The 543-nt window shown below is 35.0% G+C and carries 1 tRNA gene and 1 pseudogene; both read left to right on the forward strand.

Annotated features, from left to right (window positions below):
* Positions 1-192 (forward strand): annotated as a pseudogene (locus ACFIL8_RS12595) (iron ABC transporter ATP-binding protein); the annotation flags it as partial.
* Between the two features lie 64 nt (positions 193-256).
* Positions 257-330, forward strand: a tRNA-Gln gene (locus ACFIL8_RS12600).
* The last annotated feature ends 213 nt before the right edge of the window (positions 331-543 follow it).

Raw genomic sequence — 543 nt, forward strand, 5'->3', positions numbered from 1 at the left:
CTTATTGTTATGCACGATATTAATTTTGCCTCATCTTACTCAGATATGATTGTTGCATTGAAAAATGGGAAAGCGGCCTATTGTGGGACTCCAAAAGAAATTATGCAACCAAAAATTCTTAAAGACATTTATGATGTCGATATTCAAATCAAAACAATTAATGACATCCCTATCGCTCTTTATTATCGATAATCATAAAGATTTTTTGCGCTTGCATGCACTATAGAATCTGCTAGGGATAGTAAAATTGGCTTATTGGGGAATAGTTTAATGGTAGAACAGCGGACTTTGACTTCGTCAATCTTGGTTCGAATCCAAGTTCCCCAGCCAGTATTTAATGATTGTAGCTTGTCATCGGGTTTTGTATAATTTGAAAGCAGGTTTTGCATCAATTTATTTTTTCAAAGGATCTGCAAAACTTTCAAGGGTCATTTAAAATCCCTTTAATGCATATTTTCTCTTCCTCTAAAAATTGCAATTTGAGATGATAAGCTCTTGAGCCGGTGCGGATTCTTTGAACCACATGTATAAGATGTGCCAACC

It is taken from the genome of Bartonella sp. AP57NXGY (assembly GCF_042195805.1).
Classification (GTDB): Bacteria; Pseudomonadota; Alphaproteobacteria; order Rhizobiales; family Rhizobiaceae; genus Bartonella.